This window comes from Paenibacillus sp. sgz302190 (assembly GCF_059820445.1).
In genome coordinates, this window is sequence record NZ_JBZYAO010000008.1 from 137035 (window position 1) to 163439 (window position 26405).

The window sequence follows — 26405 nt, forward strand, 5'->3', positions numbered from 1 at the left end:
TATGTGCCTCCCTTAATTAAACCTCGACTGTGCCCGGCGATGCGTTCTCGCTGTTTTTGCCGCCTCTTTTGAACATACGGGAAACTCTGCTTTTAAAGCTTTCGATCAATTCGTAGACGATCGGCACAACAACCAGAGTCAAGATGGTCGATGTGGTCAAACCGCCGATAACGACGACCCCAAGCCCTTTGCCGATCAGGCCGCCTTCTCCGGAAATGCCCAGAGCAAGAGGGATAAGCGCCATAATCGTCGCGCCGGCTGTCATAATGATCGGGCGCAGACGAACTTTTCCCGCTTCAATCAGCGCATGCCGTACCGTGTAGCCTTCTTCGCGCAGCTGTTGAGCACGGTCCACCAACACGATCGCATTCGTAACGACGATCCCGATCAGCATCAGAAACCCGATCATGGAAGTTACGGTAAGCGGCTCTCTCGCTATGACGAGTCCGAGCAGGCCGCCGATGACGGCGAGCGGAAGCGAGAACAGGATGGCGAACGGCGCGCCGGCGTTGCCGAAAGCGAGCACCATGATCAAATAAACGACGAATACGGCAGCCGCCATGGCGACGAACAATTGCGAGAAGCTGCTGTTAATATCGTCCGATACCCCGCCGGCTTTCGTCGATACGCCATCAGGCAGCGTCACTTCAGCCAGCGCCTGCGACAGTTTCTGGCTGACGCCGTTTTTATTACTGGAATTGATTTTGGCCGTCACTTTCACAAGCTGTTGGCGGCCTTCCCGGCCAAGCGAAGCGGCGCCTTTGATTACATTGATTTTGGCGACTTCCTTCAGCAGAACCGTGGAGCCCGTGGAAGTAGTGAACGGAATATTGCCCAGCTTTTCCAAGGTGTCTTTATCTGTTTTATCCAGCGACACCGTTGTGGTGTATACGATATTGTCGAACTTCATATCGCCAAGAGCCTGTTTCTGGATCCAGGCGCGCGCGGTATCCCGGACTGTCGCAGCGTTTAGACCGTAAGCTCTCGCTTTTTTCTGGTCGACGGCGATTTCGACTTCCGTCTTCGCGTCGCTCAGGTTATCTTTGACTTCGCTGAGCTCAGGGAACGTGTTCAGCTTCGCTTTTACCAGACCGGCGGCTTTTTCCAGCTGAATCTGGTCTTCCCCTTTCAACGTGTATTCGAAGTCGGTTGAGGAGACTCCCATGTCGCCTTCCATCGATTTGGGCTCGACTTCAGAACCGGCCGGAAGCTCGGAAAGAATGTAATTTTTGACCTGATCCTTGACTCTATCCGGCGCTACGCTGTCGTTGACGCTCACAAATATTTGCGAAGCGTAAGGCGTACGCTCATCATTATTGCCCGCATACCCGACGAGCCCCTCCACATACGTAAATACCGGCTGGCCTTTAGAATCTTTCGAGTTCATCAGCTCAGTTTCAATTTCTTTCGTTTTGGCGTCCGTTGCATCGTAGGAAGTCTCATAAGGCATCTTCAATTGGAAGTACATCGTTTTGGACGGCTTAGAGCTTGGCAAGAACGAAACGGATAAGAACGGCATCGTAGCGACAATTGTAATGACAAAAATCAAACCTGCAATAAGCAACGACTTGATGCGGTTTTTCAAGCTCCACTGCAGCACTTTTTCATAGAACAAAGTGATTTTGCCGTGCTGCGACTCGTCGTGATGCGCTTTACCCGGCTTGCCTCGCAGCACGAGCAATTTGGCCAGCATCGGAATAACCGTGAGTGCGACGATCAGGGAAGATATGAGCGCGCACGCGATCGTTAAGGCAAACGGTCTGAAAAATCCGCCGATGATGCCGGTTACCAACGCCAACGGCGCAAATACCCCTACCGTCGCTAGTGTGGATGACGTAATCGCCATCGCCACCTGGCTCGTTGCCAGAGCGATAACCGATTCTTTGCGTTCCTGCGCTTTTTCCAGCGAGGCGTAAATATTTTCGATAACGACGATGGAATCGTCGACGACACGGCCGACCGCGATAAAAATACCGCCGAGCGTCATCGTGTTCAGCGTCAATCCCAGCTGCCCCATCAGCAATAAAGTAATGAGGATGGACAACGGAATCGATACGAGCACGATCAGCGTCATCCGGACGTTGCGCAAGAAAATCAGAATCATCAGCGAGGCCAGAACGGCGCCTACGACCCCTTCGCGAATCAGACCCGTGATGGATTCCTTGATCTGGTCTGCGCTGTCGTACGTATTTTTGAACGTTACGTTCGGCATCGACGATTTCCAGCCGTGAATCATCTTCTCGATGCCTCCCGAGAATTCGACGGCGTTGGCGCTGCCCGCTTTGTACATCACCATCGCGATAGCCGGTTTGCCGTCCAGCCGCCCGATAAATTTGGACTCCGTGACGGATTTGACTTTGGCCACCTGGGAGAGCTTGACGATATCTCCCTTGGGCGTCGTAATTTCAAGCTGTTCAAGCTCGTACAAGCTTGTAATGTTGCCCGTTACGCGGGCCATCTTGTCATTGCCGCTGATCTCAACGCTGCCAATCGGACTTTTCGCGACGGCGGCATTGATGGCGGCACTCAGCGACGATGGCGACAAGCCGTATACTTCCATGGCGCTTGCGTCCAGTTCGATATCAAGCGACGTATCGCGCGCGCCGACGATATCCATATGGTCGATGCCATTGATGCCCTCAAGCCCCGGCTTGATTTTGTCTTTGAACAAAGCGTCCAGCTCGGTTTGGCTCATGCCGTTTTCGGCGTAGGCGACTAAATAGTTCGTCGGGATGGATGCCGCGCCGAATGTGGATGCTTTTGGCGTTCCTGCGGCAGCCGGCAATTTCACCTCGGCAAGCAAATCCTGAACGTCCTGCTTCTTTTGTTTCGCCTCCACATTTTCTTTGAACTTCAAAATGATCGTCGAGAAATTATCGCTCGAGGTTGAGCTCATGGTATCCAGATCTTCCATGTTAGCCAATTTCTCCTCGATCGGATCCGTAACTTCATCCATAACATCCTTGGGCGCTCCCGCATAGGTTGTTGTTACAACAACATACGGAAAGGATACGTTCGGCATGTTCTCGACCTTCAACTGCGTAGACGTATAGAGCCCGCCCACAAAAAGCATGATCATGATGATGAACAGCGCCGACACGTTTTTCATGGAAAACTGTGTAATTCGATTCATTCCTGCACTCCCCTCGTAACAATCGTGTTGCACATTTGGATCAAAATCAAATGTTCGTATGCTCAAGATACCCGGTGAATATGAACCCAATATGAACTAAAAGAAAAACCTTGGAAAATATTTCTCCAAGGCTTCGCTTCACAGATTAATTTTTCGGATGGTGCATTACAATCGGCAGCGTGACCACGAATAACGTGCCTTCCCCCGGTTCGCTTCGCAAATCGATCGTTCCCTGATGCATCTCGACGATTTTTCTGACGATAGCCAGCCCGAGCCCGTTTCCTCCCTTATCGCGCTGTCTGGCCTGATCAGCTTTGTAAAACCGGTCGAAAATCCGCTCCTGATCTTCTTTGCGGATGCCGATGCCGCTGTCCTTGACCAGAACCCGTATCCGGTCCATCCGGGTCACAAGCTTCAAACGTATTTTCCCGTGCGGCGGGGTAAATTTGATAGCATTGCCGAGTAAATTGATCCAAACCTGATTCAACTGATCGGCATCCGCCGTAATTTTAACTCTGGGCAGCTCCAGTTCCATTTCCAGATGCTTCTCAGACCATTGAGGCTCGTAAAAAACGACGACTCTGCGCAGCTGTTCATCGAGGTCAAAGGTTGCAGGATGGAAAGGATGATGCTCGGATTCGAGGGAAGCCAGCTTTAACAAATTTTCGCTTAGCCTCGACAGCCTCTCGCTTTCCCGTTCGATAATTTCCAAATAACGGTGGCGGTCCTCCTCCGTAATTTCCGGTTGTCTGAGCGCCTTGGAAAAACCGCGGATCGATGTGAGCGGCGACTGAATCTCGTGGGATACGTTCGAGACAAAATCCTGTCTCATTTGCTCCAGCTGCTTTAATTCCCCGGCCATATGGTTAAAGCCTTCCGCAAGCAGTCCGATCTCGTCCTTCCGCTTGATCTTTACATTGACGTTGAAATTGCCGCGGGCAAGACGATTCGTCGCCAGGGTCAGCTTTTTGATCGGATTGACAATATACCGGGAAGCGAACAAAATAAGGATGCTTCCGATAATCAGGACGACCGCAAGTCCGGTCAAAACCGCAGCCCTCGTCTGCCCTTTGCCTTCCTCGGATATTTTGGGAGCGACAAATAAAGCGTACGTCCTTCCGTCCTTGACAAGAGGAATACCGACCTTGATCGTGGCAAGATCGCTCAGATTGTCGGTGTACCGCACGCTGTTTTTGTAAACTTCGCCTTGCAGCACTTGCTGCACCTCTTCGGGCTGAATAACGGGGAAGTACTTCTTGTCTTGAATGCCGTAAGTTTGAAAATTTCCGCTGTCTTTGAACAATGTTAAAGAAAATCCGTCGTTTAGTTTGGTGCTTGATTTCAATATATCTTCCAAAGGGACGGATGGAAACGTTTCGCTCATTTCGATAACCCGATTGCCTGCAGTAAGCAGCCCGGCCTGAATCTGCACGGAGATCTGGCTGGTAAAAAATATCATGGTCACCGGAAAGGCAAGCAGCACGCTGACAATGACGACGGCGGAATAGGTCAGCACAACCCGCAAATAAAGCGTTTTGATCATGACTTGACCTCAAGCCGATAGCCCAAACCGCGGATCGTCACGATCTGGAATTGGTCCGTTTCGTTCTCGAAGCGTTCCCGGATCCGTTTGATGTGCACGTCAACCGTCCGCTCGTCGCCCTCATAGTCGATTCCCCATATTTGCTCGATTAACTGCGCGCGTGTAAAAATTTGCGCCGGATAGCTGGCCAGCTTGTAAAGAATTTCGAATTCTTTAAGCGGCAGCACGACCCGTTGATCCTTTACGCGCACCTCATACTGCATGCGGTCAATGATAATGTCCCCGATTTGCACCGTCTGGGAGGAGGCGATCCGGTACCGCTTCAACAGCGCCCTCACGCGCATCACCAGTTCCACGGGATCGAACGGCTTGACGACATAATCGTCCGTCCCGAGCTTGAAGCCCTTCACTTTGTCGGCGGACTCGCCCTTCGCCGTAACCATGAGCAGCGGAAGATCGCTGTACTGGGCCCGCAGCTCGCGGCACAGCTCCCAGCCGTCCATAAGCGGCATCATCACATCGAGAACGACCAGATCGATCTGCATCGTTTCAACGATGGCGAGCGCATCCTGTCCATTGCCCGCCTCGATCACATCAAGGCCCTCTCCGGCCAAATAAACCCGGATCAGCTCGCGGATATCCAGATCGTCGTCCACAACCAGCACTTTGGCCATGTTATCCCCCCATATAGGCAATCGGGTCTGTCGAGCCCGCTTCCTCGAACCCTTTCAAGCGCAGCCGGCAGCTGTCGCATTCGCCGCAAGCTTCGGCCTTCCCGTTGTAGCAGGAAGTCGTCAGCTCGTACGGTACGCCGAGCCTCAGCCCTTCCTCAATAATTTGCGCTTTCGTCCACTCGATCAGCGGCGTTTCAATCGTTATTCCTTTGCCTTCGACGCCGACTTTGGTCGCCAAGGCGATGACTTCCTCGACTTTGCCGATAAACGCCGGACGGCAGTCCGGGTAGCCGCTGTAATCGAGCGCGTTGACGCCGATGTAAATCGCCTCGGAGCCGGTAACTTCGGCATACGAAGTCGCAATCGATAAAAAGAGCAGGTTGCGCCCCGGCACATAAGTGACGGGAATTTCCGGCTGCTCCTGAGCGGAATGCGCCGATTCGCCGGCCGCCGCATGCGGAACGTCAATGGAATCGTCCGTCAAAGCGCTGCCCCCGAAATCTTTCAAAAAATCCAGCTTGATGATTTTGTGCCTCTCGCTGACGCCGTAATGTTCGGCAACCTGCCTCGCATTTTCAAGCTCGATACGGTGTCTTTGCCCGTAATCGAACGTGAGCGGGTAAATCTCGTACCCTTTCGCTTCGGCAATGCCCATGCACGTCGTACTGTCCAGGCCTCCGCTTAAAATGACCACAGCTTTCTTTACCGGCTCGTTCATGCTATCCACTCCGTTTATTTATTGAAATTAAACCCCGCGCATCGCAGGGTCCCAAATGATTTTGTGCAGCTGCATGTTCAGCTTGACGTGCGCAAGCCCGCTTGCGAGCATCAGCTCGACCAGCTTGCGCGGCGGCATCGTCTCCCACACCGGGCTGAACATGGGCAGCGCCGCCGTCGGATGCTTGTCCAGCACCTCTACCGCGGTGCGGAAGTCAAGCTCGCTGCCGATGACGAACTTCAGCTCGTCCTGCTTGCGCAGCAGCCCGAGATTTCCGGCCAGCATCCGGTCCATTTCCCCGGAATCCGGCAGCTTGAAGTCCATGATGTACCGCACCTTCGGCGACTCGATCCGCTCGATGAACATCCCAAGATCGACCGCACCGTTCGTCTCGATGTGCAGGTCGTCGACCTGCTCAAGCGCGGCGAGCGCTTCAACCAGGGCGAGCGACTTCTCGCCGTACAGCAGCGGCTCTCCGCCGGTCAGGCAAATATGCCGCGAGCGGTACGTCCGTACCCGATCGACGATTTCACCGATCGTCATGACGAACTCGGCCTCCGCGGGCGGATAGCTGTACTTCGTATCGCACCACGTACAGCGCAGATTGCAACCAAAAAGACGGACGAAGACCGTCGGAAACCCGGCGCGGGTTCCTTCGCCTTCAACCGTCTCGAAAATTTCCACCATCGGAATACGCGTCTCGCGCATCAGTCTTCCTCCTCCATCATCCCGCGCGTCACCGCCGCGTAGCTGGTCGGAGTTTCCCACAGCCGGATCTCCTCCAGCCGGATGGCCGGATACAGCAGCTCCTCAAGCAGCGCTCCATGGATTTGCTCGTACATCCAGACGACCATGTTTTCGGCGGTTGTATTCATCGGCGGCAGCACGTCGTTCAAATACCGGTGATCCAGGCGATCGACAATGCGTTCCTTGGCAATGCGCTTGATATCTCCAAAATCTATGGCGATTCCCCGGCTGTCCACTTTGCCGCTCATGATAACTTGCAGCTTGTACGTGTGGCCGTGCAGATTTTTACATTTTCCCTCATAACAATGCAAATGATGCGCACTGTCAAACGTAAATTCCTTGGACACCAGTACGGTTTTGCGATGATATTTCAATTGATGCTCTTCGATGTCGCGTCCCAATACCTGTACGTCCTTCGGTATTTCATAGCTCATAGCTTTCACCTCGTGTATGAAAAAACAAGTACTCCCCATTATATCACGGCAAACGTTCTTCTCACAATCGGTTCAAAAAGGTATAATAGGGCAATGCTCATCTTATCCGCTTCAACCGACAATCGTAAAAAAGGAGCTTGAACCCGTGGTGCAACTGCCTGCCGCTTATATAGAACAGATGAAACGCATGCTTGGCAAAGAAGCCGGGCTGTTTTTGCAAACGTATGAACAACCGCGAACCCAGGGATTGCGCTTGAACCCGTTGAAGCTTTCGCCGGACAGCGCGGCGGCCGAACGGGTTGCCCGCTTGTTTGAATTGGAGCCGGTGCCCTGGTGCGGCACGGGTTATTACTATGACGAACGGTTCCGTCCCGGAAGGCATCCGTGGCATGCGGCCGGACTTTACTATATCCAGGAGCCGTCGGCCATGTCGGCCGTTGAGCTGCTGGCGCCGGAGCCGGGCGATACCGTTCTCGATCTTGCCGCCGCGCCAGGGGGCAAATCGACGCAAATCGCCGGCAAAATGCGCGGCAAAGGGCTGCTCATTGCCAATGAAATCCATCCGGCCAGGGCGAAAATTTTGTCCGAAAACATCGAGCGCATGGGCATCGCAAACGCGGTTGCAACGAATGCCCCGCCGGATCGGCTGGCGCAGCGGTTCCCGGCTTTTTTCGATAAAATTATGCTGGACGCTCCTTGCTCGGGCGAGGGCATGTTCCGCAAAGACCATGACGCGATCGCCGAATGGTCCCCCGATCATGTCGCGATGTGCGCGGCAAGGCAGATGGACATTTTGCCCGATGCCGTCGCGATGCTCAAACCGGGAGGCCTCTTGGCCTATTCGACCTGTACCTTCAATAAGGTAGAAAACGAGCATACCGTCGAAGCGCTGCTGCGCCAACTCCCGATGCTGGAGCTGATCCGGACGGAACGGATATGGCCGCACAAGCACAAGGGCGAGGGTCATTTTGTCGCGCTGCTGCGCAAAGACGGCGGCAGCCGCAAAGAAGCGCAGGACACGGGACGGCGGCCAAAAAGCAGCGGCAGGCCGGACAAAACCGCCGCCGAAGCCATCCGGCAGTTCGCCGGCTTTTGCAAAGATGCGCTGCCGGACTTCCGGCTGGAAGAGGGCGAGCCGCTGCTGTTCGGAGACCAGCTCTATATGCTGCCTTCTGCAGTTGGCTCGGATTTCGGCAGCCGCGATCTGGACGGCCTCAAAGTGCTCAGGCCGGGGCTGCATTTGGGCGAGCTGAAAAAGAACCGCTTCGAACCGTCCCACGCGCTCGCCCTAGCGCTCGATGCCGCGGCTATCGCCACAGCCAAGACGTATACCGCGTCTGCGGATTCCGAAGAAGCCGCAGCTTACTTGCGCGGCGAAGCGCTAACGACCGGCCGGGACGTCAACGGCTGGGTGCTCATGACCGCAGACGGGTTTCCGCTCGGTTGGGGCAAAGAAAGCGGCGGCCAGCTTAAAAACCATTACCCCAAAGGGTTGCGCCGGGGTTGAGGCCAGTCCAGATGGCCGCGTATTTCCTGGATGCGCTCGTTCTCATCGCGCAGGTCGGATTCGATCAGGGCGGTCAGCCGCCCGATCTGATCCACTACCGAATCGGGAAGATCAACCTCTTCCACCGATTTTACTATATAAAGCAAACATTGCAGAGTCTCGTGCATGAGGCTCTTTTTCTTGCCCGTCAGCACAACTTCCGTTAAAAAAACAAGATGGCTCAGTTCCTCCTGGGTCATTTTCATCAGGGACATCCCCTTCCTTGCTCCCATTATCCAACATTTTTTGACAGTCCGAAAGAGCCATTGACATCGGCGGAGATAAAATTTAGAATTAAAGTAAAATGTTACTTTCATACTTGCAGTTAAAAGCATGGAAATATGCCAATTTTTCCAAGCGAACGCGACTGTATGCTTTACCGCAGCAGACAGCAAACTAAAAAAAATTTGTGGAGGGATTCTCAAATGAGTCAACAATCCGTACAATCCGAAGTTTTAAAAGTTTTGGCAGAGCGCCACTCGGTTAAGGAATATCAAGCCGGGCACAAAATGCCTAAAGAACATCTGGAGCAGCTGCTGCTGTCCACTTCCCAGGCTCCTTCCTCATGGAACTTGCAGCACTGGAAACTCATCGTAATTGAAGACCAAGCCTACAAAGAAAAGCTGCTTCCGATCGCATACGGCCAAAAGCAAATTGTTGAAAGCTCCGTTGTCATCGCAGTTCTCGGCGATCTGGAAGCGAACAAAAACGTAGAGCCCGTATTCGGTCCGCTCGTAGCTGCCGGCCATATGCCCAAAGAGCTGAAAGATACGCTTGCCGGACAAATCGAAGGCGCGTACCAATCCGCCCAGGTTGCCCGCGACGAAGCGATCCGCAACGCTTCCCTCGCCGCCATGCAGCTGATGATCGCCGCCAAAGCGCTCGGCTACGAAACTTGCCCGATGGGCGGCTACGATCCTGTTCGTTTCGTCAAAGAATTCAACGTGCCTGAGCGTTATGTGCCGGTCATGCTGATCAGCGTAGGCTTGCCTGCGAATCCGGCCAGACCGTCCACAAGACTTCCTTTGGAGCAAATTACCGTATCCAACACGTTTTAATATACCGGACTCGTCCACACAAAAAGGCATGCAACTCCCGGCTGCGGGGGTTCCATGCCTTTGTTCGTTTTAATGCACCTGATCGGACTCAAACAAAATCTCGTCGATCAGCTTGTTTTTGTGCAGCATCGATAAATTGACGGTTTCGTAGTCTTTTTCCTTATCCAGTTCTTCCAGCAGCAAAGTCGCAATCAGCTCCCGGTCGTCGGAATTGCCGGGCTCGCGCAAATCGACGAAGCCTGTCAGTTGACGCTGGCTAATATCTACAGTCGCCGTACCGATGGGGTGATTTCCATAGGACGGCTGATAAATCTCGTAAGTAAGCGTATCTCCGTCGTCTCTGACGAGTACGACCTGATAGTCGTCACGCCCGGGCTGCAGAAAGTCACTGTCTGCGTCCTCTTCCTCATCCAGCAAATCGACATGCGCCAGCTCGATCGTATCGATGGGTTCTCCCTTGTAGTTCATATGAATTACGAACGTATCGGTCAAATCTTCATCAAAATCTTTCACGATCAACTCGGCAGCGCAATCCATTTCCACTTCAAAAGGCTCGAATTGCCACTCGACGGCCCCTACGACATCGGAACCGTAGATATGCACGGAAGCCTCTGCGACAATTTCCGCTTCCTGATCATAAATATGGTACTCCACCCGGTTCCTTCTTTCGCCGACAATCACAAGCTCATACTCCGGGAGCTCGTTCCGGTCCGCCGTCATGCCGACTTCATCGGCACCTTCCGGATCGATATCGTCAAAACGCGATTCGTCCCTGATCCACTCATAGTCCGCTTCGTCGTCGCCGTACAACGACGCATCCGGTTCCCGGTCCGGGTAGGCCGACTGCGCCGCGTGATCGGTAGCGATCACGAAATCGAAATCGCTGTATGTGACGAGCACCTCGCATTGCTTGATCCCCAAAGCGTCAATCAAATACTGCATATGAGATTGCATAAACGCGTAAATCTCCTGCTTGTCCGCTTCCGGCAAGGAATGCCGCTCAAGCTGTATGGAGCCGGACAACCGGTCCGCTTCCCTGTACACCAGCGTTAACGTGCCGACAAACTCCCTGTTACACATAATATCGCAAACTTCGCCGCCTGCCGTTTTGAGATCGGGTCTTAACAAGATATCGGCCATGGGTTCGCCCAGCCTCCTCTACGAATCGTTGTTCATTCATTCGTAGAATGTCCCGCATTTGCCTAAAATATGAATGGTCGGGCGGCGCCCGATGCAATAGGATAAGGCCCCTTTTGAACCCCCAAATACGACAAAAACCCTCAAAAATTGAGGGTTCAACCGCCTGTTCGACCGTCTATAAGGCATATTTTAAAATAGCTTCATGCACGCCGTCCTCGTTATTGGACGCTGTAATCGCGTCGGCGGCGGCTTTGACGTCTTCCGGCGAATTGTCAACCGCAATGCCAAGTCCGGCGTACGCCATCATTTCCAAATCGTTATAATAATTGCCGATCGCCATAATTTCGCCGGAATCGATGGCAAGCGACTCGGCCAGCGCGCGCAGGGCGTTGCCTTTGTTCGCCTCGGCGCTCATCACATCGATAAACAGGTCGCCGCTGCGTATCATCCGCAGATCGCCGTACAGCTTCTGCTCATCCCACTCCCGCTGCACCCGGTCGAGCACTTCCGGCTGACCGAACAGCGTAAATTTCACGATCGGCAGACCGAGCTCCGCCACATCGGTTACGAGTTTGGGGTTGATCAGAAATTTTTTGTACATCTGCTTCTCGTATTCGCCGATCCGTTCGATGTACATGTTAAAAGGCGTACACACGTCAAAGTGAATGCCTTCCCTTCGGGCGTAATCGAGCATCGGATGTATGGCATCAAGCGAAAACGAGAATTCATGAACCAGCGTCTGGCCCCGCTCGTCCGCATGAATGGTCGCAGCACCGTTGTGCGTAATCATCGTTCCTTCCAGCCCGAGCTCCTGCAAAATCGGCAGCGTGCTGGCAGGCGCCCTTCCTGTGCAGAGTACAATCTCGCTGCCCGCTTCGTGAATTTCCCTTATCGTTTGCTTCGTTTGTTCGGTCAAAACATACTGATCATTGAGTAAAGTGCCGTCGACGTCCAACGCGATTAATTTGTATTTCACTGTACAACCGCTCTCCTGTTCTCCTCATTTTCGTCATATTGTACCATATGAAATCATGGCCCGGGACCGCTTTACAAGAAAAACAATTCGAAAAACTCCCGCCTGCGGCGATTCGGCCGGCTTGACGCGCGGCATGTCTAGGTGTCTCGCGTACCGCTTTCCTGCTCGTGCGCGGAGCGTAAAGCAAGCAGTTCTTCTTCGGTCAGCTCCCTGGACTGGCCCGGCTTCAAAGTCTCGTCGAGCCGAAGCGGCCCCATAGACAAACGTTTCAAATACACGACCATTTTGCCCACAGAATGGAACATTCGTTTCACTTGATGAAACTTACCTTCCATAATCGTCAGCTCAATCTGCGATGGCCGTCCGTCCTGGCGGCTTCCGGCGTCCACAATGTTCAGCACTCCCGGAAGCGTTTCGTAGCCGTCGTCAAGGGTAACGCCTTGCGCGAATGCGTCGATGTCCGCCTGCCCCACTTCCCACTCCACTTTGGCAAAGTACGTTTTGGGCACATGCTTGCGCGGAGACAGCAGGTTATGGGCCAGCTTGCCGTCGTTGGTCAGCAGCAAGAGCCCTTCCGTATCTTTGTCCAGCCGGCCGACGGGGAACACCTCGAAGGAAGCGTACGCATCGTCCAGCAGATCGACCACCGTGCGGTCGCGATTGTCCTCCGTGGCGGAGACGACGCCCGGCGGCTTGTTCATCATAACGTATACGAATTGTTTATACATGACCGGCTCGCCGTTTACCGTGACGACATCTTTGTCCGGATGGATCTGCATGCCGCTGTCTTTCACCTTGGCGCCGTTAACGAACACCGCCCCGCTCTTGACAAGGCGTTTCAGTTCGGAACGCGTGCCGATGCCCATATGGGCGAGTATTTTATCGAGCCTTTGCGTTTGTTTCATACGCGATTAAGTCCACCTCCAACCGGGCGGGTATTCGTTTTTGAGCATTCCGTCGTGCCATTTGCCCCAGCCGACGGGAAAGCCGTCTATGCAAACCAGGCAGTAGCCCTTGGCCGCAGGAGTGTCCCCGGGGTCGCGGACGATCTCGTCTTCCGCGACCTCCAGCGTCTCGCCCTTCAAGTACCGAAGGGCGCGCGCATCGTCCGAAGCGAGGCTGATCGCCCGCTTCGCTTCGCTCATGCGCAGTCCCATGGCGAGCGCATGGGACGGTTCGAACCGGCCGCGGTGCAGCGCGCCGATGTACCAGCCCGGCCGCACGACTTTCAGTCCGTGCAGCTCGGGCAGGCCCGCCGGCGGCGCGTACGCGTGCTCGCCGTAGCAGACGAGCCGCCCGGCGGCGAAGGGCTCGCTGCGCAGCAGCTCGCGCGCGAACGCCTGCAGCGGCTCCAGGCTCACGGCCGCGCGCGGCGGTTCTGCGCGGCCCTTGCCCTGGCGCAGCGCCTCGCGGCCGCTGCGCTTTGCAGCCGGTGCCGGCTCTGCGCCGGCACCGATCGCGGCATCCGCCGCCGCAGGCCCGGCGGATGCGCCTTCGCGCCGCAGCACCGCGGCGAAGTGGCCCTCGCCCTGCAGGCGATGGGGCCACAGCCGCGCCGTTGCGGCGACGGCTTCGCGGGCGCGCGGCGAGAACGCGCCCGGGTCGGCCCACGGCGCCCGCAGCCAGTCCGGGCGCCCCCGGTCGAACGCTGCGGCGTCGACCACAGCGAAATCCTCTCGCCGGTCGAGAAACGCGGCGATTTGCGCCTCGTTCTCCTCCGGCGAGAACGTGCACGTCGAATAGACCATCGTACCCCCGGGAGCGAGCATCTGCGCGGCCTGGTCGAGCAGCTCCCGCTGCATGAGGGAGCATTCCGTTACGGAATGTCGCTCCCACTGCGCCGTCATGTCCTCTTCCTTGCGGAACATCCCCTCGCCGGAACACGGGGCATCGATCAAAATTTTATCGAAATAGCCGCGAAAAACGGAAATCATCCGCTCCGGCTTCTCGTTCAGCACAACCGCGCCTCTGACGCCGGACAGCTCCAAATTTTTCACTAGCGCTTTAACCCGATCCGAATGGATGTCATTGACGACCAGCACCCCTTCGCCCTGCAGCTTGGCCGCGATTTGAGTCGACTTGCCGCCCGGTGCCGCGCACAGATCCAGCACCCGCTCCCCGGGCTTGACATCCAGCAGTTCAACCGGCGCCATCGCGCTCGGCTCCTGAATATAGTACAGCCCCGCATGATAATAAGGATGCTTGCCGGGCCGGGCGCCTTCTTCGTAATAAAATCCTTCGGCCGCCCAGGGCACAGGGCTAATCGCAAAAGGGGACTTGCCCTCGAAATCTTGGGCCGCGATCTTGACCGCATTCACGCGGAGGCCGTACGTTCTCGGCCGTTCATAGGAATCCAGAAATGACTCAAATTCATCCCTGCCCAGCAAATCGCTCATCTTGTGTAAAAAACCGGCAGGAAGCTTGCTGCTCATGCTCGTATCGATCCCTTTCCGCAATCATTGTCCTGTAATATATCGGTATTATAGCCGACTTGTCACGAAACAGCCAATTATTTTCTTGAATTGAAGAGGAATTACTATTCTTTTTATAGAAGATGTTAGGAAGTAAATTATTAAAAGAGGTGCATAATGAAAAAGCTGTTCATCTATCTCGGTATCGTCGTTATTTTATTTGGAGGTCTTTACTGGGTCAACCAACAATCCAACAAATCGGCGGATAAAGACTATCCGTACAATCCATACGGAGTTTCAGTCAGCAAACTGCATCCGGAAACCGTCAAACAGCTGAACGATCCGAACTATCAAAACATCATTTTGCCGAAAGACCTGGATCAAAGACTTAAAAACAAGGAAACGTTTTTCCAGTACTATTTCGCCTCGACCTGCCCGCACTGTAAAGTGACGACGCCTGTCCTTGTGCCGATGGAAAAAGAGCTCGGCATCGATGTCAAGCAATTTAATCTGGAAGAGTTTAAAGACGGCTGGCAAAAATACAACATCCAGTCCACTCCTACACTCGTGTATTACAAAAACGGCGTAGAAGTGGCGCGTATGGAAGGCGGCATTCCCGAAGGCGATCCGAATGTCGGGAACAAGCCGGAACAATTCAAAGCATTTTTCGAAAAATACAAAAGCTGATTGACGCAGCAACCCCCTGGCTCCGGTTTCCCGGAATAAAAGCCAGGGGGTTTGTTTCATCCGCCGTTTCGCGCACACTTCCATTGTGTTCGCCCACCGGACTCCTATGATAGTTCCTTTATTTTCTAGATCACTCCAAAGAAAGTCGCGACGCTTTGTTAAGGTCAGAGGAACCGGAATAATTTAGGGGACAGCCGCTTTTTCCCAACTTGTGCCTCTCCCGGAACTGTGCAACTGGGCAGAAAGCAGCTCGATAGAAAAAATGCCTGCGAAGGTGCATGTTTTTTCTGCAAAATCGGCTTATTTTGGCAAAAAACCTGCAAAAGTGCAGGAATTTTCGGCGAAAGTGAATCTGAGTCCATGTGTTCGGTGAAAAGCCTGCACTTTTGCAGGAATTCATCGCAGCCAGCGGTAAAGGACGCAAATTCATGTATTTTTGCAGGTTTTCTTCGTATAGTCAGGCACATTGAGGCTATTTTGTTCATGCCTTCTACTCAGTTCACCCACCGAACCCTAGAGTCTGGCGGGTGGAGTTGCTTTTATGCATACCTAACTGCTTGCGCTAGTGTAGCGCCTGAGTGCAAACATCCAGAACCATCTGGCCAGCCCGAAGAACACGGCCGCTATCCCCAAGCTCAAGCCGGCTTGCAGCCATGTCAGCTTGCCGATTATGGCCGCTGCAGGGTACGTAGTGATGAAGGCGATCGGAAAAATATAGGTGAGCGCGAGCCGCAGCAAACCTTTGTACACCGTAACCGGAAACCGCGCCGTTTCAAACACCGAGCTGAACAGGAACGACAAATTGTCGACTTTCACCGCCCAGAACGAAAATATCATCATGCCCATCCAAAGGGAATAGACGACGACGAGCGACGCAGCGAACACGACCACAAAAATGGCCGTCTGCCCGGCTGTAGGCACGGCGCCCATCCGCCACAGCGCAAACGCGACCAAGCCAAGGCCGAGCACCACATCGGCCAGACGCCAAAACACCAAATGCCTGAAGCTGATATAAAATTGGCTGTCCACAGGCTTGGTCAGGACGAAGTCCAGCGTCCCTTTGCGGATATGGCTCACAAGGCGGGACATATTCGGCTGCAGAAAAAATTCGATAAACCCGTGTATGGCGTTGAAAATGCCCAGCAGCACGAGCACTTCGTAAAATCCCCAGCCGCCGACCTGCTGCGTCCGGTAAAAATAAAGCTGAACCGTCAGCACGGCCATCCCGAGCCAAAAGACGGTACCGAGCAAATTCGCGGCAAAATTGGCCCTGTACTCAAACTCTTCGACGAGGCAGGCCCGTAAAAATTCGCGAAACAGCCGCACATATTTCATCGCTGTCCTCTGACCTCCTTCGATGCGCCTATTTGTAACCGTCCGACTATCCGCCTACGGCTCCGTACTTCCGCAATCCGCGCCTCCATTCCCAGCGGTAGACGGCAGCGAGCACAACGAGCCACGCAAGTTGAATCGCAAATTGCTGGAATACGGCGGCGGAGCCTGCTTCCAGCTTGCCTGTCAACAGTTCGACGGGAAAACCGACCGTTCCGTAAAAAGGCAGCCATGAAGCGGCTTCTTCGATCCAGGACGGGAACATGGTAAGCGGGGCAAGCCGTCCCGCCAGAAACAAGTGGATGCCCTCAAACAGCGCGTAAATCGCCGTCGCCCGATTCGTCCAGAACGCGAGCAGCCCGAATTCAAACCCGATCAGGAAGCGCAGCGCCGAGGAAAGCAGGATCGCCAGCGCCGTGAGCAGGTAAGTTGCCGGAGTGCCGTCCGGCCTGAGCACAGGAAACAGCCAAGCCAAAACAATCCAGGCGGGGATGAGGAAAACGGCAAAAAACAGCTTATACACGAGATTTTGCGCAATGCTCCAATGAATCGGATGAAACGGCCGAACGAGTTTGGAAGACAAGGAACCGTCCTGTATACTCGCATCCAGCTCCCATACGTCCCATGTGCTGGTCAACCGGTCAACGAGCAGCACGCCGAGAAAATACACGATATAATCGTGGGCGTCGTAGCCGGCGACAGACCCGCTGCCGCTGATGGAAAGCCAGACCGCTAGACTGACCAGCGGCTGAACGAACGCTCCGACCATCCAGATGACGCTTTCGCTCCGGTAGGCGAACATGACCGCCCATTCCATCTTCAGCAGCACTTTATATTTGCTCCAAAACAGCCGTACAGCGTTCATCGCGCCCCACCGTCTTCTTCCGCTTCCGGCTCCGCTCCCGCTTCGAAAGCTTGCGAAATGACCGATTCCATCGACGGGTCCTCAATCGTCAGGTCAAGCACCTCAAAGTGCGTCAACAGATGTGCGGACAGCTCCGACACCTGCTCGCGGGGCACCTCCAATTCGGCTTTCGGAAAATCGTATGTAACGAGCCTGCCGCCCGAACGCTGCGCGGCATCGTCGATGTCCGGCCGCTGAACATGCCGGGCGAACTGCAATTGTATGCGCTTGTTCGGCGCATATTTGTCGATCAATCGGGCGATAGCTCCGTCGTAAAGCAGCCTGCCCCGGCCAATGACGAGCACGCGTTCGCAAAGCGCAGTCACGTCGGCCATGTAGTGGCTGGTCAGCAAAATCGTCGCTTTGTACTTGCTGTTGTAATCCTGGATGAAGCGGCGCATCACTTCCTGCATATTGACGTCGAGCCCGATCGTCGGCTCATCCAAAAAAACGATGCGCGGGCGATGCAGCAGAGCCGCAGCCAGCTCGCATTTCATCCGCTCGCCGAGCGACAGCTGTCTCACCGGCTTGCGGATCACATCCTGGAGCTCAAGCAGCTGCACCAGGTCATCCAGCGTTTCCCGATATTCCTGCTCGGGAATTTCGTAGATCACTTTGTTGACCAAAAACGTTTCCGCTGCCGGAACGTCCCAAATCAGCTGGCTCTTTTGCCCCATGACCAGGCTGATCTGCTTTTTGAATTCCTTTTTGTGTTCAAAAGGAACGAAGCCGCCCACCTTCACGTCGCCGCCGGAAGGGTGGAGCAAGCCTGCCAGCACCTTCATCGTCGTCGTTTTCCCCGCCCCGTTCGGCCCCAGGAAGGCTGCGATCTCTCCTTCCGGAATGTGGAACGATACGTCGTCAACCGCCTTGACTGTCCGGAATTTGCGGTTAAATAAGCTTTTGAGGGACGCCGCAAAACCCGGCTCCCGCTCATGCACCTGATAATGCTTGCTCAGCCGGTGCACCTCAATCATCAAATCATCCCTCCTCGCCCGGAATAGGCGGATTTCGTTTCAGTTCCTCCAGCAGCTCCTGAAGACGCTCATCGACGATGCGAATGTCCAGATCATAAGGCTCGAAAGGCTCCTCCCGAATATGCAGCAGCTTGACCAGATACGTATGGCTGTCGCTTCTCAACCGCTGCAGATCGATGCCCAGGCTGTGAGCCGGGTAAGTTTCCAACTTATCCAGCCCGGCGGTGAACAGCTTGATGGAACCGCTTACGTTTCCGTTCGCATGATGATAGAGGCCTACCGCAATTTGCAGCAGACCTTGATAAAGAGGATTTCGGCCTTCTTCCAGCCAAAGCTCCTCCATAACCTCATGGCATTCAAAATAGTCCCGGGCTTCGTTAAAGTAGTACAAATATTGTACATATAAACGGTCGTAATGATTCATCGGATCAGGAATACTCCCCTTTTTTGGCTCTTGCGATGGCTGCCTCAAGTTCCGCCGACAGATCGCTTAAACGCCATACGTCCTCGTTTTCCCAAATTTCGTTGAAACGCAGCTGGAATTGCGCGGCTTCGCGGACCCGGTGATAAAAGTAAAGCTCCTGGATATGATTCAACACTTTGTTGACCAAGTTGGAATTATCCTCGAACATCAGCTGGGCTTCCACGATTTCATCGCGGATCAGGGACATTTCCCGATCCAGCAGGTATGCCGCCTCGGCGGCTTTGCTCAGACGGTTTCTGACATCCTCCGGCAGCGTTTCTTTATATTTATAATTGAGCGAATGCTCGATAGTCGCCCAAAAGTTCATCGCCAATGTGCGAATTTGCACCTCGGCGAGCACTCTCTTCATCCCCAACGCCGTTTGCACCGGATATTCGATAATAATATGAAAGCTTCTGTAGCCGCTTGGCTTTTTGTTCGTTATATAGTCTTTCTCGTACACGACAGACATATCCTGCCGGGCCCGAATCAAATCCGCCAACCGTTCGATGTCCTCCACGAATTGGCACATAATCCGAATGCCTGCGATATCTTCAATCCCGGATTCCAGCTGATCCATGGACACATTCAGCCGTTTGGCTTTCTCCAAAATGCTCGATATTTTTTTGACGCGCCCGGTCACGAATTCGATGGGAGAATATTCTTCTCTGCTTTTGAGCTCGCCACGGAGCGTCTTGAATTTAACTTTCAACTCTTCCACCGATTGTTCGTAGGGGAGTAGAAATTTTTTCCAGTCTCGTCCATCCATCATACACTGCCCTCCATTCGTGATGAAGTCACTTATGATCCGCGCCTATTGCCTGGGAAATATGTGTGAATCCGTCCTTCTTAAGAAGTGCCTGCAGCCCTGTATTCAGACGGCTCAACAAACCCGGACCTTCATATATCATCGCGGTGTACACTTCCACGAGGCTGGCTCCGGCCCGTATTTTGTCATATGCATCCTGTGCGGAAAAAATTCCCCCGGAGCCGATGATCGGCAGCTGGCCCTCCGTCAGCCGGTATACGCGGCGCACCACCTCGGTCGAGCGTTCGGTTAACGGCTTGCCGCTCAAGCCGCCGGACTCCAAACGTTTCGGATGGTTCGTCCCCGCTCTGCTCAGCGTCGTATTCGTCGCGATAATTCCGGATACTCCGCTGTCCCGGATCGTTTTTACTGTAAGCTCCAGTTCGTCGTCCGAAAGATCCGGAGCAATTTTGACCAATACAGGTTTGCCCGGATGGCGGTGCTTTTCCTGCTGCATCTGCATCTCATCGGTAACCGCATCCAGCAGCCTGCATAAATCGTTCCCATGCTGTAAATTACGCAAATCCGGCGTGTTTGGTGAGCTGATGTTCACCACAAAAAAATCGCCGTAAGGATACAGCGCCCGGATGCACGCCCGATAATCGTCCTCGGCATGCTCGTTGGGCGTTGTTTTGTTTTTGCCGATATTAATAGCTACCGGAATATCCCTTTTTCCCGCTTTCTGCAAGTTGCGGGCCATTTCTTCCACGCCGACATTGTTGAAGCCCATCCGGTTGATCAGCGCGTAATCCGCCGGCAGACGGAACAAACGCGGCTGCTCGTTGCCCGGCTGCGGCTTCGGCGTAATTGTGCCTACTTCCATAAAGCCGAAGCCAAGCTGGGAAAATCCTTTTACAGCCTTGGCATTTTTATCCAGACCTGCAGCCAGCCCGACGGGATTCGGAAAGTCGATCCCCCACAAATTTTGCGCCATCTGCGGCGCATAGCCGACGCCCCATACGGCCTTCAGCATCTGCTTGCCGCCGGGAAAAGCGCCTACCCCGCTTAAACCGTTAATGATCAGGTGATGCGCACTTTCCGGGTCCATCCGGAACAAAATCGGTTTGCCTAACGCTCGATACAACATGTCCATACACTCCGTTCTCCAATGACTCTAACAGTCAGTTTATCCGACAATGTCCATTTATGCAATCAACAGAACGGTTACAAAACCGTTTCTCGGGCCAATTTATGTTCACAAACAAAAATTCCCCGCAGCCGCACAATCTGCAAGGAACCTCATTTTACTCAAACTATAGCGCTAACCTAAAACTTTCATATTCAAAGAATCGGGATTTTTGTGATAAAATAGGCATACGCTCAAAATCCAGAAGAAACGGGTGATCGCATGTCAAAAAGAAAAACCGCTTATGCCGGACGGAAAGCCAAAGACGAGGTGAACAAAAAAGCCATCATTTGGACAGGCTCTATCCTGCTCGCTGTTATTATAGCAATGACGGTGCTGCTTATTGTAAACAAATAAGCCGTTCGTTCGCTTATATCGATCCATTGATGCCTCACTTTTTGCAATCGCTTACTCAAGCTCTGCGGCAGAAGGTCCCTCTTTCGGAACTTCTGTCTGTTTGATTTGCCGGCAAGCCGATTAATCCAGCCATTTGTACTTTTTATTCGGATTGGAGTCATTCGTCTGCAGCGGGACACCGAACGCTTTGCCGGGGTTCCCTCTTCCCGCTCCGCCCCCTGAGCCATCGTTCACGGAGCCGGGGGTATCGTCCGGGAGCAGCCCTTTTCCGATCGTTACTTTGGTTTGCTGCGGCGCCATATCGTACAGTTCCTCCACATCCGCCTGCAGCATTCTCACGCAGCCGTGCGATTCGTCCTTCCCGACGCTGGACGGCTTGTTCGTGCCGTGAATCGCATACAGCGTATCGGAGAGGGTCATTCCTCTGCTGCCGAATTCTCCGTTCGATCTCCCGTTGGGATTGCGCACTTTTTCACTGATGACGAACTCGCCTTCCGGCGTTTTGTCGCCACCGAGCCCTACCGGGTAGCTGCGGAGTATGTAATTCCCGCTAACCAGCGCCAGGCGGTGTTTGTCCGTGTCGATCACGATGCTCACCGGCTCTTGAAGCGGCGAAGTGGACGCTTGCTCAAGCGGCGTGCCGGCCGGGCTTTGAGACGGAGCGGCGGTTGGAGTCGCGGCAGGCTCCACGGGCACCTGCTTCTCAGGCTCGCTCCCGGAGGGCTTCGCGCCGGCGCCGGCCCCGGCCAGTTCGCTTACGGTTTTCGGAAACATGGACTGCATCTCAGGCGTAATTCCCGGCAGCAAATTATCCGGATACGGTTGGGCAAGCTGTTCCGCCTTTACCGGCAAAGAGCCGGTCTTTTTTTGATACGCCAGGATCGCGCTTTTCAGGACGATGGCCTGCTCGCTCGATTGCACCCAGCCGTCGATCACCGGAGCCAGACGGGTGCCGTCGGATAATTGGCAGGAGCAAACTTGCGAGCTGTAATATCTCATGACGGCGCCGTAATCGCCGCTTCCCGAATTTTCGACGCCAACTACAGGCTGCAGCGGTTTATTCCACTGGATCCATTTGCCGTCCGGACTTTTGCCCGCTTGTACGATGAAGGACTCCGCCGCTCCTGCTCTTGAAGCGGACAGCATCTGTTTCATTTTCCCGCCCCAGTCTCCGTCGGAAAAATAAATTTTCATGTTCAGCGACGGCGTCTCGCCGGCAGCGGGATCCGTCTTCTCCCCTCCGGCTTGAGCCGGGATCGGGACCGGAGCTGGGGCTGGGGACGCTTGAACGGCGGCCGGAGACTGAACGACGATCTTGTTCTTGGCCGCATCGAAAGACTCCGTCACTACGATGAACGCCAGCAGCACCAACAGAGCGGCCCATCGCTTCTTGAACTTCATCGTACCGGCTTCGCCGGCTTTTTTATCGGCCTGCGCGGCTGCAGAATCGCCCACAGTCGGAAGGGGCCCTTCCAGGACGATTTTCTGGCGCTCGAAAGCTTCGTAAATTTCCCCGGACTGGGCGAAACAGTATGCGGCTTTACCCGCTTGCCCCTTCGCGGCATACTCTCTACCCAATAAATACCAAGCCATTTTATGATCGGGATGCTCTTTTACGTATTTTTTCAAGTACAGAGGATCTTCGAATGGATTATGCTGGAAAAATCGTTCGACTTGATCATTCCGATGATTCCCTTTCAAAGAGTTTTCCTCCTTTTTCTTCAAATAACTTTTTTCGAAACCGTTGAGAAAAATCGTCCGCTGGAGCAGTCTATCGCGATTTACGCGCTGAAAACCTGCGACTGTGCGGAAATTCCGATAAAAATAGGGCCGAACTCGTGGAGCAGCTAAAAAATACATTTTTCAGGCTGCCCTAAACTACATGCGCTGAAACCGGTCGCGCCATCTGCCTGATTGAGCGAAGAAAACCTGCAAAAGTCTGGAGCTCGCACGCTAGAGGCAGCAACTGTTTGGCAAAGCAGTGAATGCCTGCAAAAGTGCAGCTTTTTTAGCGTTGATGCGCCGGCCACGACATATTCCTGCAATTGTGCAGGCTTTTTGCCGCGAATATGGGCTCAGGTTCATTTTCATCAAACATTCCTGAACAATCGCAGGCTTTTCACGAAAATGAACCATTTTCAAGGAAAAAACCTGCACTTTCGCAGGTTTTCTCCCTGTCAAGCCGCCTAGCCCCCCCTCTACTTCAACTCAACAACCCGCGCAGGAGGGGGTGGCCTACTTCTGCTCCGCAACCCGTGCAGGAGGGGCGTGGCCTTCTTCTACTCCGCGAACCGTGCAGGAGAGGTGTGGCCTTCTTCTATTCCGCAACCCGTACAGGAGAGGCGTGGCCTTCTTCTATTCCGCAACCCGTGCAGGAGGGGCGTGGCCTTCTTCTACTCCGCAACCCGCGCAGGAGGGGCATTAGTCGGGAAAGAGCGGCTGTGTCCCTTAACGCGAGAGTTCCCGTATGCCCTGGACAGTGGCCAGGGCTTTCTCAACAACTTCTTCTTCCTGATTTATCGGCATCGGCCCCCGTAAAGTGAAGAAAAAAATGGGTATTGGCAATTTGTCTATTCAACAGGGTTGTTATTTGCTACTATTAAGCAATATTATTGCAGCTAAACTCGGACCAGAGGTGAAATCAAAATGTTTAAGGCTCCATTGTTTGAAAACGATGTACCAGCAGCACCTTTTCGCCCTTAGTGGAGTTAAGGTGACTGCATCTCTCCGTTAGGGGCTTCTTGACCTTAATTAAAAACGGAGGGTACAAAACATGAAAAATACCTTATTCGGTTCTATTTATTTAGCTTTAGCCGCCAGTATTTGGGGTGGCATGTACGTTGTTGTGAAAATTGTAGTATCAGTCATACCGCCACTGGAACTGGTTTGGATGCGCTATTTAGTGGCTATTGTCGCACTGCTCGCGGTCGGCTTGATTACACACCAGAAATGGCGGATCTACAAACGTGATTTCTTAATCATCATGGCTATCGGGGTTGTTGGTAACACGATTTCGATTGTTGCTCAGGAAATAGGTACAATGTTATCCTCAGCACAAATGGGAGCCATTATCACTTCGTCAACACCGGCATTTATGGTTATTTTTGCCCGCTTACTCCTTAAAGAACGGTTGAGTTTAAAAAAGGTGCTTTCTGTTTGTCTAGCTACAATGGGGGTTTTCCTCATTGTTGGATTCGGTCATTTGGAGTCGCCCAGTAAACTTGGCGGTATTTCTCTTCTTATAGCCGCTTTAACATGGGCACTCATGTCCGTACTTGTAAAGCGTGTGCCGAGTGATTATTCGCAGATTGCGGTAACTTTCTATTCCATCTTGGTAGCCCTAATTGTGCTTACTCCTTTTGTTTTGCCACGGTTACACGCATTGAATATCTCTCAACTGACTCACCCTGTTATTTGGGGAGGAGTCTTGTATTTGGGCGTTGTCTCAACCGCAGGTGGATTTTTACTGTGGAATCGTGGATTACAAATGCTTAACGCCTCAAGCGGGGGGCTATTTTTCTTCTTCCAACCCATGGTTGGAACATTACTTGGATGGCTTATTCTAGGGGAGAACATAGGTGTAACGTTTTGGATCGGCTCGATCTTAATTCTCATTGGAGTTTTATTCGTTATCAAAGAGAAAAAATAATATTTAAAAACCCCTTCAATTACGGTTGAAGGGGTTTTGCTTATGACGGGAATTGCCCTTTGACAGCACCGCTATTCACTGTAAGACTTCGTACGCAAAATGACCGTTTGATTGGCCTGATCCCACTGCACGTCGAGACCGATTTGTTCGGCAAAGAACCGAACAGGAACATACGTGCGCCCCTGCTTCATGTATGGCGCCGCATCCGTCGCCTGGCTGACAGCCGGTTCATTTTTGACGATGCGCCTGACTCCCGTTTGTCCGAGCGCAAGCTCTACGGTTACATCGCCCTTGACCAACTGGACCGTCGATTGGCCGTTTTGCTCCGCATATTTGACCTCATAGCCGAAAGCTTCGCCGATCGCTCTGACCGGAACCATCGTCCGGCCGTCCGCAAATTCAGGCTGAGCGTCAAAATCGATCCGTTTGTCCCCGTTTACGACTTTGATAGCCTCAGTGCCGTGAAGCCCTTGCGGAAGGCGGTACGCCGCCAGTTTGCGGATTTTGTTGTTGTAAGCGTCCGCGATAACGACATTGCCCTGGGCAGTAACGAACACACCTGTCGGATTGTAAAAGGCAGCCGCGCTCTCCGTGCCGTCCGCTTCGCCCGTCTTCGCCGTTCCAGCGAGCGTCGTCACTTCGCCGCTGCGCAAATACCGGATCGCCTGATTCAAACTGTCCGCGATCAGCAAACCGCCGTCAGGCGTTACGGCCAAGCCTTTAGGAAAATTAAACTTCGCTTTCAGCGCCTGTCCGTCCGCGTAGTCCCCCGCTGCATACAGCGCATCCTTCTCATACAAGGCACTGTCGCTCGCAGGTGTGGAAGTTCCCGCAATCGTCGTGACGGTGCCGGCGCTCAGATCGATATATCGGATGCGCTGATTGCCCGTATCGCTCACGTACAGGTTGCCTTTAGCGTCCAGGGCAAGACCCGACGGCTCGTTAAACTTGGCGGCGGACAGGCTTCCGTCCTGATAATCTCCCGCAAAGGAAGCTTCGCCCGGCCTGATCTGAAGCGTGCGCGCCGAGGCCGCATTCAGCGTTGTCACCGTGCCGTCCGGCGCGATTTTGCGGATCGCATGATTCAACGTGTCCACCACGTAGACAGTGCCGTCCGCAGCAGCAGCGATTCCGCCCGGCCGATTGAACTGCGCCTCTGCGCCTTTGCCGTCCTTGCTGCCGAGCGCCCCGCTGCCGGCCAAAGTCGTTACCTGGCCGTTCGTATCGATTTTACGAACGGCATTATTGCCGGCATCCGCTATGTACACATTCCCTTTCGCATCCACGGCTAAAGCCGCAGGTTCGCGAAAAAACGACTCGGACGCCTTGCCGTTCACGAACCCGCCTGTCGGAAAGCCTTGTCCGTCTTTCGTGACGACAAGCTCCGGACCGGCGAACGTTGTGACTTGCCCGTCTTTAATTTGACGGATCAAATGGTTGCGCGTATCCGCCACAAGAATGCTCCCGTCCGGAAGCTGCGCCACACCGCCGGGAGAACGAAATGCGGCCAAAGCCGCTTTGCCGTTATGATCCGCAAAATCGCCGATGCCCGCAAGGGTCGTCACGTCGGCCATGATGCGCCCGTTGTCGGCAGCGATAGCATCGGCGGGCCAGCCGTCCGCCCAAGCCGTGGTGCCCGTCAGAAGAGCGGCGACGGTTATGGATGTAATCATAATCTGTTTTAGGGGTTTCATAGGCTTCTCCTTATCCGTTCGAATAGTG

General features: G+C 53.8%; 25 protein-coding genes. 5 read left to right on the forward strand and 20 right to left on the reverse strand.

Going from position 1 to position 26405, the window contains the following annotated elements; genetic code table 11:
- Window positions 1-16 precede the first annotated feature (16 nt).
- From AC6RNO_RS12020 to queD, 6 genes are all read right to left on the reverse strand, one after another.
- A complete protein-coding gene (locus AC6RNO_RS12020) occupies window positions 17-3133 on the reverse strand; it encodes an efflux RND transporter permease subunit (protein WP_497105574.1) in 3117 nt (1038 codons plus the stop codon).
- Window positions 3134-3278: 145 nt separating this feature from the next.
- A complete protein-coding gene (locus AC6RNO_RS12025; protein WP_474679397.1) occupies window positions 3279-4676 on the reverse strand; it encodes a sensor histidine kinase in 1398 nt (465 codons plus the stop codon).
- A complete protein-coding gene (locus AC6RNO_RS12030) occupies window positions 4673-5350 on the reverse strand; it encodes a response regulator (protein ID WP_497105575.1) in 678 nt (225 codons plus the stop codon). Before AC6RNO_RS12030 ends, AC6RNO_RS12025 begins: the two co-directional genes overlap by 4 nt.
- A gap of 1 nt (window position 5351) precedes the next feature.
- Window positions 5352-6068: a 7-cyano-7-deazaguanine synthase QueC gene (queC, locus tag AC6RNO_RS12035; protein WP_488434811.1), complete on the reverse strand. Its 717-nt coding sequence runs from the start codon at window positions 6066-6068 to the stop codon at window positions 5352-5354.
- Between the two features lie 27 nt (window positions 6069-6095).
- On the reverse strand, window positions 6096-6776 hold the full coding sequence (locus tag AC6RNO_RS12040) for a 7-carboxy-7-deazaguanine synthase QueE (protein WP_488434812.1): 681 nt from the start codon (window positions 6774-6776) through the stop codon (window positions 6096-6098).
- The gene (gene queD, locus AC6RNO_RS12045) at window positions 6776-7249 is read right to left on the reverse strand and encodes a 6-carboxytetrahydropterin synthase QueD (protein ID WP_474679401.1); all 474 of its coding nucleotides are present in this window, start codon (window positions 7247-7249) and stop codon (window positions 6776-6778) included. Before queD ends, AC6RNO_RS12040 begins: the two co-directional genes overlap by 1 nt.
- Before the next feature lie 145 nt (window positions 7250-7394).
- Here queD and AC6RNO_RS12050 point away from each other — a divergent pair, with 145 nt between their 5' ends.
- Window positions 7395-8756: an RsmF rRNA methyltransferase first C-terminal domain-containing protein gene (locus AC6RNO_RS12050; protein ID WP_497105576.1), complete on the forward strand. Its 1362-nt coding sequence runs from the start codon at window positions 7395-7397 to the stop codon at window positions 8754-8756.
- Here the strand turns inward: AC6RNO_RS12050 and AC6RNO_RS12055 are convergent.
- Window positions 8729-9001, reverse strand: coding sequence for a hypothetical protein (locus AC6RNO_RS12055; RefSeq protein ID WP_474679403.1), 273 nt, complete (start codon window positions 8999-9001; stop codon window positions 8729-8731). The two genes, AC6RNO_RS12050 and AC6RNO_RS12055, sit on opposite strands and share 28 nt — an antisense overlap.
- A 219-nt stretch (window positions 9002-9220) precedes the next feature.
- On the opposite strand from AC6RNO_RS12055, the gene AC6RNO_RS12060 reads away from it, so the two are divergent.
- Window positions 9221-9853, forward strand: coding sequence for a nitroreductase family protein (locus AC6RNO_RS12060; protein WP_488434814.1), 633 nt, complete (start codon window positions 9221-9223; stop codon window positions 9851-9853).
- A 69-nt stretch (window positions 9854-9922) separates the two neighbouring features.
- On the opposite strand, the gene AC6RNO_RS12065 is transcribed toward AC6RNO_RS12060, so the two are convergent.
- The 4 genes from AC6RNO_RS12065 to AC6RNO_RS12080 form a co-directional block, all read right to left on the reverse strand.
- Window positions 9923-10993 carry a hypothetical protein gene (locus AC6RNO_RS12065; RefSeq protein WP_497105577.1) on the reverse strand — a complete coding sequence of 357 codons (1071 nt, stop codon included), beginning with the start codon at window positions 10991-10993 and terminating at the stop codon, window positions 9923-9925.
- A gap of 175 nt (window positions 10994-11168) precedes the next feature.
- Window positions 11169-11969: a Cof-type HAD-IIB family hydrolase gene (locus AC6RNO_RS12070; RefSeq protein ID WP_497105578.1), complete on the reverse strand. Its 801-nt coding sequence runs from the start codon at window positions 11967-11969 to the stop codon at window positions 11169-11171.
- A 137-nt stretch (window positions 11970-12106) separates the two neighbouring features.
- The gene (locus AC6RNO_RS12075) at window positions 12107-12874 is read right to left on the reverse strand and encodes a pseudouridine synthase (protein ID WP_497105579.1); all 768 of its coding nucleotides are present in this window, start codon (window positions 12872-12874) and stop codon (window positions 12107-12109) included.
- 6 nt (window positions 12875-12880) lie between these two features.
- The gene (locus AC6RNO_RS12080) at window positions 12881-14401 is read right to left on the reverse strand and encodes an RsmF rRNA methyltransferase first C-terminal domain-containing protein (protein ID WP_497105580.1); all 1521 of its coding nucleotides are present in this window, start codon (window positions 14399-14401) and stop codon (window positions 12881-12883) included.
- A gap of 156 nt (window positions 14402-14557) precedes the next feature.
- Here AC6RNO_RS12080 and AC6RNO_RS12085 point away from each other — a divergent pair, with 156 nt between their 5' ends.
- Entirely contained in the window at window positions 14558-15067 is a 510-nt protein-coding gene (locus tag AC6RNO_RS12085; RefSeq protein ID WP_474679409.1) for a thioredoxin family protein, read from the forward strand.
- A 549-nt stretch (window positions 15068-15616) separates the two neighbouring features.
- On the opposite strand, the gene AC6RNO_RS12090 is transcribed toward AC6RNO_RS12085, so the two are convergent.
- The 6 genes from AC6RNO_RS12090 to AC6RNO_RS12115 are packed head-to-tail and all read right to left on the reverse strand — an operon-like array spanning window position 15617 to window position 20638.
- Window positions 15617-16402: an ABC transporter permease gene (locus AC6RNO_RS12090; RefSeq protein ID WP_474679411.1), complete on the reverse strand. Its 786-nt coding sequence runs from the start codon at window positions 16400-16402 to the stop codon at window positions 15617-15619.
- A gap of 46 nt (window positions 16403-16448) precedes the next feature.
- The gene (locus tag AC6RNO_RS12095) at window positions 16449-17264 is read right to left on the reverse strand and encodes an ABC-2 family transporter protein (protein WP_497105581.1); all 816 of its coding nucleotides are present in this window, start codon (window positions 17262-17264) and stop codon (window positions 16449-16451) included.
- Entirely contained in the window at window positions 17261-18280 is a 1020-nt protein-coding gene (locus AC6RNO_RS12100; RefSeq protein WP_497105582.1) for an ATP-binding cassette domain-containing protein, read from the reverse strand. Before AC6RNO_RS12100 ends, AC6RNO_RS12095 begins: the two co-directional genes overlap by 4 nt.
- Window positions 18281-18284: 4 nt before the next feature.
- Window positions 18285-18704, reverse strand: a complete 420-nt coding sequence (locus tag AC6RNO_RS12105; RefSeq protein ID WP_488434818.1) for a DUF309 domain-containing protein — start codon at window positions 18702-18704, stop codon at window positions 18285-18287.
- A 4-nt stretch (window positions 18705-18708) separates the two neighbouring features.
- Window positions 18709-19512 (reverse strand): GTP diphosphokinase, encoded by an 804-nt coding sequence (gene yjbM / locus AC6RNO_RS12110; RefSeq protein WP_474679836.1) that lies wholly within the window; start codon window positions 19510-19512, stop codon window positions 18709-18711.
- 28 nt (window positions 19513-19540) lie between these two features.
- Complete coding sequence (locus AC6RNO_RS12115; protein WP_488434967.1) at window positions 19541-20638, reverse strand: quinone-dependent dihydroorotate dehydrogenase; 1098 nt, start codon at window positions 20636-20638, stop codon at window positions 19541-19543.
- A 261-nt stretch (window positions 20639-20899) separates the two neighbouring features.
- Here AC6RNO_RS12115 and AC6RNO_RS12120 point away from each other — a divergent pair, with 261 nt between their 5' ends.
- Window positions 20900-21034: a hypothetical protein gene (locus AC6RNO_RS12120; RefSeq protein WP_474679415.1), complete on the forward strand. Its 135-nt coding sequence runs from the start codon at window positions 20900-20902 to the stop codon at window positions 21032-21034.
- A 120-nt stretch (window positions 21035-21154) separates the two neighbouring features.
- Here the strand turns inward: AC6RNO_RS12120 and AC6RNO_RS12125 are convergent, their stop codons facing one another.
- Entirely contained in the window at window positions 21155-22735 is a 1581-nt protein-coding gene (locus AC6RNO_RS12125; protein WP_497105583.1) for a L,D-transpeptidase family protein, read from the reverse strand.
- 252 nt (window positions 22736-22987) lie between these two features.
- Window positions 22988-23215: a hypothetical protein gene (locus AC6RNO_RS12130; RefSeq protein ID WP_497105584.1), complete on the reverse strand. Its 228-nt coding sequence runs from the start codon at window positions 23213-23215 to the stop codon at window positions 22988-22990.
- Window positions 23216-23807: 592 nt separating this feature from the next.
- On the opposite strand from AC6RNO_RS12130, the gene AC6RNO_RS12135 reads away from it, so the two are divergent.
- Window positions 23808-24683 carry an EamA family transporter gene (locus AC6RNO_RS12135; RefSeq protein ID WP_497105585.1) on the forward strand — a complete coding sequence of 292 codons (876 nt, stop codon included), beginning with the start codon at window positions 23808-23810 and terminating at the stop codon, window positions 24681-24683.
- Between the two features lie 71 nt (window positions 24684-24754).
- Here the strand turns inward: AC6RNO_RS12135 and AC6RNO_RS12140 are convergent, their stop codons facing one another.
- Window positions 24755-26377, reverse strand: coding sequence for an NHL domain-containing protein (locus tag AC6RNO_RS12140; protein ID WP_497105586.1), 1623 nt, complete (start codon window positions 26375-26377; stop codon window positions 24755-24757).
- Between the last annotated feature and the right edge of the window lie 28 nt (window positions 26378-26405).

Excerpts from the sequence above, each read along its gene's own strand:
- AC6RNO_RS12020 (WP_497105574.1), bottom strand. The coding sequence starts at position 3,133 with ATGAATCGAATTACACAGTTTTCCATGAAAAACGTGTCGGCGCTGTTC.
- AC6RNO_RS12025 (WP_474679397.1), bottom strand. The coding sequence starts at position 4,676 with ATGATCAAAACGCTTTATTTGCGGGTTGTGCTGACCTATTCCGCCGTC.
- AC6RNO_RS12030 (WP_497105575.1), bottom strand. The coding sequence starts at position 5,350 with ATGGCCAAAGTGCTGGTTGTGGACGACGATCTGGATATCCGCGAGCTG.
- queC (WP_488434811.1), bottom strand. The coding sequence starts at position 6,068 with ATGAACGAGCCGGTAAAGAAAGCTGTGGTCATTTTAAGCGGAGGCCTG.
- AC6RNO_RS12040 (WP_488434812.1), bottom strand. The coding sequence starts at position 6,776 with ATGCGCGAGACGCGTATTCCGATGGTGGAAATTTTCGAGACGGTTGAA.
- queD (WP_474679401.1), bottom strand. The coding sequence starts at position 7,249 with ATGAGCTATGAAATACCGAAGGACGTACAGGTATTGGGACGCGACATC.
- AC6RNO_RS12055 (WP_474679403.1), bottom strand. The coding sequence starts at position 9,001 with ATGAAAATGACCCAGGAGGAACTGAGCCATCTTGTTTTTTTAACGGAA.
- AC6RNO_RS12060 (WP_488434814.1), top strand. The coding sequence starts at position 9,221 with ATGAGTCAACAATCCGTACAATCCGAAGTTTTAAAAGTTTTGGCAGAG.
- AC6RNO_RS12065 (WP_497105577.1), bottom strand. The coding sequence starts at position 10,993 with ATGGCCGATATCTTGTTAAGACCCGATCTCAAAACGGCAGGCGGCGAA.
- AC6RNO_RS12075 (WP_497105579.1), bottom strand. The coding sequence starts at position 12,874 with ATGAAACAAACGCAAAGGCTCGATAAAATACTCGCCCATATGGGCATC.
- AC6RNO_RS12080 (WP_497105580.1), bottom strand. The coding sequence starts at position 14,401 with ATGAGCAGCAAGCTTCCTGCCGGTTTTTTACACAAGATGAGCGATTTG.
- AC6RNO_RS12085 (WP_474679409.1), top strand. The coding sequence starts at position 14,558 with ATGAAAAAGCTGTTCATCTATCTCGGTATCGTCGTTATTTTATTTGGA.
- AC6RNO_RS12090 (WP_474679411.1), bottom strand. The coding sequence starts at position 16,402 with ATGAAATATGTGCGGCTGTTTCGCGAATTTTTACGGGCCTGCCTCGTC.
- AC6RNO_RS12095 (WP_497105581.1), bottom strand. The coding sequence starts at position 17,264 with ATGAACGCTGTACGGCTGTTTTGGAGCAAATATAAAGTGCTGCTGAAG.
- AC6RNO_RS12100 (WP_497105582.1), bottom strand. The coding sequence starts at position 18,280 with ATGATTGAGGTGCACCGGCTGAGCAAGCATTATCAGGTGCATGAGCGG.
- AC6RNO_RS12105 (WP_488434818.1), bottom strand. The coding sequence starts at position 18,704 with ATGAATCATTACGACCGTTTATATGTACAATATTTGTACTACTTTAAC.
- yjbM (WP_474679836.1), bottom strand. The coding sequence starts at position 19,512 with ATGGATGGACGAGACTGGAAAAAATTTCTACTCCCCTACGAACAATCG.
- AC6RNO_RS12115 (WP_488434967.1), bottom strand. The coding sequence starts at position 20,638 with ATGTTGTATCGAGCGTTAGGCAAACCGATTTTGTTCCGGATGGACCCG.
- AC6RNO_RS12120 (WP_474679415.1), top strand. The coding sequence starts at position 20,900 with ATGTCAAAAAGAAAAACCGCTTATGCCGGACGGAAAGCCAAAGACGAG.
- AC6RNO_RS12135 (WP_497105585.1), top strand. The coding sequence starts at position 23,808 with ATGAAAAATACCTTATTCGGTTCTATTTATTTAGCTTTAGCCGCCAGT.
- AC6RNO_RS12140 (WP_497105586.1), bottom strand. The coding sequence starts at position 26,377 with ATGAAACCCCTAAAACAGATTATGATTACATCCATAACCGTCGCCGCT.